Genomic DNA, 4,041 nt, shown 5'->3' on the forward strand with positions numbered 1-4,041 from the left:
GAGAGCTTGTGATCCCTCCCTCCCCTGACCTGCCCCCGTCTCTGACGCTGGAGCGCCGTGGGGACGTCGCGGTGCTGTCGTTGAACCGGCCGGCCAAACGCAACGCGCTGGACGACGCCACGATCGCCGGGCTCGGCGCCTTCTTCGCCGCCCCGCCCGCGTGGGCCGGGGCCGCGGTGATCGCCGCCGAGGGCGCGCACTTCTCCGCCGGGCTCGACCTCGGCGAGCTCACCGTACGAGACGCCGCCGGCGGCCTGCACCACTCGCGCGGCTGGCACGAGGCGATGGGCCGGATCGACCACGGCGCCCTGCCGGTGATCGCGGTCCTGAAGGGCGCCGTCATCGGCGGCGGCCTGGAACTGGCGGCGGCCGCGCACCTGCGCGTCGCCGAGGAGTCGGCGTTCTTCGCCTTCCCCGAGGGCAGCCGGGGGCTCTTCGTGGGCGGCGGCGCCTCGGTCCGGGTCTCCCGGCTGATCGGCGCCCAGCCGATGATCGACATGATGCTCACCGGAAGGGTCCTGACGGCCGCGGAAGGCGAGGCCCGCGGCCTGGTCGACTACCGGGTGGCCGAAGGCGACGGGATCACCAAGGCCCTTGCCCTGGCCGAGCAGGTCATCGGGAACCCGCCGATCGCCAACTACGCCGTCCTGCACGCCCTGCCGCGCATCGCGGACGCCGACGCCGAGACCGGGCTGCTGCTGGAATCGCTCATGTCGGCCGTGGCGCAGAGCAGCCCGGAGGCCAAGGCCCGGATACGGGACTTCCTCGACGGCCGGGCCGCCAAGGTCGGCCGTCCGGGAGCCGCCCGATGAGCGCCCCCCTCCCCCCGGCGGAGCCGCTGTACGTCCCCGGCCCCGAGCAGATCGCCAGAGCGCACGCCACCGGCTTCATCGGCTGGCTCGCCCGCGAGCGCGGCGTGACCGTGGAGACGTGGGAGGAGCTGCGGCACTGGTCGGTCACCGGCGTCGAGGACTTCTGGGCGGCCGTGTGGGCCTACTTCGAGGTCAAGGCCCACACGCCCTACGACAGCGTCCTGGCCGAACCGGCCATGCCCGGCGCCCGCTGGTTCCCGGGAGCGACCCTGAACTACGCCGAGCACTGCCTCGGCACGCCCGAGGACGCCGGCCAGGTCGCGGTCGTCGGCCACTCCCAGACCCGGCCGCGCGTCGAGCTCACCTTCGCCGAACTCGCCGAGCAGGTCCGGCGCGTACGGGCCGGCCTGCGGCGGCTCGGGGTGCGGCGCGGCACCCGGGTGGTCGCCTACCTGCCCAACTGCCCGGAGACGCTGATCGCGTTCCTGGCCACGGCGAGCCTCGGCGGCATCTGGGCGAGCTGCGCCCCGGAGTTCGCCGCCCCCGCCGTGGTGGACCGGTTCGGCCAGATCGAGCCGGCCGTCCTGCTCGCGGTGGCGGGCTACACCTACGGGGACAAGAGGATCGACCGGCGCGAGCAGGTCCAGGCGATCCGGGACGGCATGCCCTCGCTGGAGCACGTCGTGCACGTCCCGTACGGCGAGCTCGACCTCCCCGGCGCCCTGGCCTGGACGGAGCTCGCCGCGCCCACGGACCAGGCGCTGCGGTTCGAGCCGGTGCCCTTCGACCACCCCCTGTACGTGCTGTTCTCCTCCGGCACCACCGGCAAGCCGAAGGCCATCGTGCACGGCCACGGCGGCATCCTGCTGGAGCACCTGAAGAACCACGCCTTCCATTGGGACCTGGGCCCCGGCGACCGGCTGCTGTGGTTCACCACGACGGCGTGGATGATGTGGAACACGCTGGTCTCCGCGCTGCTCGTGCGCTCCTCGATCGTGATGATCGACGGCAACCCGCTCCACCCCGACCTGCGCGCGCAGTGGCGGCTCGCGCAGGAGACCGGCGCCACCCTCATGGGCGCCAGCCCCGGCTACCTGATGGCCTGCCGCAAGGAAGGGGTGCGGCCCGGCGAGGAGTTCGACCTGTCCCGGCTGCGGCAGATCGGCGTGGCCGGCAGCCCCTTCCCCGCCGAGGGCTTCCGGTGGGCGGCCGAACAGCTCGGCCCCGCCGTCCTGCTGAACGTCGGCAGCGGCGGCACCGACGTGTGCACCGGCCTCGTCCAGGGATCGCCGTTGCAGCCCGTGTGGGAGGGGGAGATGTCCGGGCCGAGCCTCGGTGTGGACGCCAAGGCGTTCGACGAGCACGGCAACGTGGTGATCGGCGGCGTCGGCGAGCTCGTCATCGCCGCGCCGATGCCCTCGATGCCGGTACGCCTGTGGGGCGACGACGACGGCCGCCGGATGCGCGAGACCTACTTCAGCCGTTATCCCGGCGTCTTCCGCTTCGGCGACTGGTGCCGTTTCTCCTCCCACGGCTCCTGCGTCATCACCGGCCGATCGGATGCCACGCTCAACCGCGGCGGCGTCCGGCTGGGCACCGCCGAGTTCTACCGGGCCTTGCAGGACGTCGAAGAGGTCACCGACAGCCTCGTCGTCCACCTGGAGAGCAAGGAGGGCGACATGGGGGAACTGATCCTGTTCGTCACCCTGGCCGACGGGTTCGTCCTGGACGAGCCGTTACGCGCCCGCCTGATCGCGCGCATCCGCGCCACCCTGTCCCCGCGGCACGTGCCCGACGCCCTCCTGGCCGTCCCCGCGATGCCCTACGGGCGAACCGGCAAGAAGCTGGAAGTCCCCGTCAAGAAGATCCTGCTGGGCGCCGCCCCTGACGAGGTCGCCTCGGCCGGCTCCCTCATGGACCCGGCGGCGCTCGACGCGTTCACCGCCATCGCCCGCGACCGTGCGAGGCGGGCGTGACGAGCCCGGCGGACCAGCCGGTCGCCGTCATCGGCACGGGCGTCATCGGCGCCGGATGGGCGGCGCTGTTCCTCGCCCGCGGCTTCGACGTCACCGCCTTCGACCCCGCTCCGGACGCCGAGGAACGGTTGCGGGCCGCGCTCGACCTGGCCTGGCCCGCGCTCACCCGGCTCGGCCTGGCCGACGGCGCCTCCCGCGACCGGCTCACCTTCACCGCGACCTGCGGTGACGCCGTCGCCGGAGCGCGGTTCGTCCAGGAGAGCGGGCCGGAGCGCGCCGACCTCAAGCGGGCACTGCTGGCCACGCTGGACGAGGCGGCCCCGCCGAGTGCGCCGATCGCCAGCAGTTCGTCGGGCCTGATGCCCAGCCACCTTCAGGAGATGTGTCCCGCGCATCCCGAAAGGGTGCTCGTCGGACATCCCTTCCACCCCGCCCACCTGATCCCGCTGGTGGAAGTCGTGCCCGGCGAGCGCACCGGCCCCGACATCACCCGGCGGACGATGGACTTCTACCGCTCCCTCGGCAAGCGGCCGGTGCTCGTGCGCCGTGAGGTTCCCGGGCACCTCGCCAACCGGCTTCAGGCCGCCCTGTGGCGGGAGGCGTACTCGCTGGTGGAGCGGGGAGTCGCGAGCGTCGCCGACATCGACGCCGCCATCGCGCACGGCCCCGGCCTGCGGTGGGCCCTGCTTGGCCCGCTGGTCAACCAGCACCTTTCGGGCGGCTCCGGCGGGATGGCGCACACCCTGCGCCACCTCGGCCCGCCCGCCCAGACCTGGATGGACGACCTCGGCGCGCCGCGGCTCACCCCCGAACTCGCCGGCCTGCTCGTCGACGGCGTGCGCGCCGAGCTCGACGGCATCGACCAGGAAGCCATGGCGGCCGACCGCGACGCGCTGCTCGTCGGCCTGCTGCAGGCCAAGCGCCGGCGCCACGACCTTCCCTGACACACCGAGAAGGAACGATGACCTACACCCCGCGCATCGACCCGGACGCCATCGTGGCCCTGGACGTCCACGCCCACATCGAGGCCGACCACCACGGCCGCCTGTCCCTCGACGCCGAGCTGATGGCGGCCTCGGCGAAGTACTTCAAAGCCGGTCAGGACCGCACCCCGACCATCGACCGCGTCGCCGCCTACTACCGGCAGCGGAACATGGCCGCGGTGGTCTTCACCGTCGACGCCGCCACCGAACTCGGCCACCCGGCCCTGTCCAGCGAGGAGATCGCCCGTCAGGCGGCCGAACACGCCGACG

3 protein-coding genes and 1 pseudogene are annotated in these 4,041 nt (G+C 73.3%); all 4 read left to right on the forward strand.

Features of this window, described 5'->3' with window-relative positions:
- Window positions 1-812: crotonase/enoyl-CoA hydratase family protein (locus ACWCSD_RS49145; RefSeq protein WP_449926174.1), on the forward strand; the 812-nt coding region annotated here is incomplete at its 5' end.
- On the forward strand, window positions 809-2,788 hold the full coding sequence (locus ACWCSD_RS49150) for an acetoacetate--CoA ligase (RefSeq protein ID WP_397157485.1): 1,980 nt from the start codon (window positions 809-811) through the stop codon (window positions 2,786-2,788). The genes ACWCSD_RS49145 and ACWCSD_RS49150, both read left to right, overlap by 4 nt.
- The gene (locus ACWCSD_RS49155) at window positions 2,785-3,732 is read left to right on the forward strand and encodes a 3-hydroxyacyl-CoA dehydrogenase NAD-binding domain-containing protein (RefSeq protein WP_449926177.1); all 948 of its coding nucleotides are present in this window, start codon (window positions 2,785-2,787) and stop codon (window positions 3,730-3,732) included. The genes ACWCSD_RS49150 and ACWCSD_RS49155 overlap by 4 nt, the downstream gene beginning before the upstream one ends.
- Window positions 3,733-3,749: 17 nt before the next feature.
- Window positions 3,750-4,041, forward strand: a pseudogene (locus ACWCSD_RS49160) (4-hydroxyphenyl-beta-ketoacyl-CoA hydrolase); the annotation flags it as partial.

It is taken from the genome of Nonomuraea sp. NPDC001684 (assembly GCF_053596515.1).

What these genes read in the sequence shown, in the direction of transcription:
- ACWCSD_RS49150 (WP_397157485.1), top strand. Translation starts at nt 809, where the DNA reads ATGAGCGCCCCCCTCCCCCCGGCGGAGCCGCTGTACGTCCCCGGCCCC.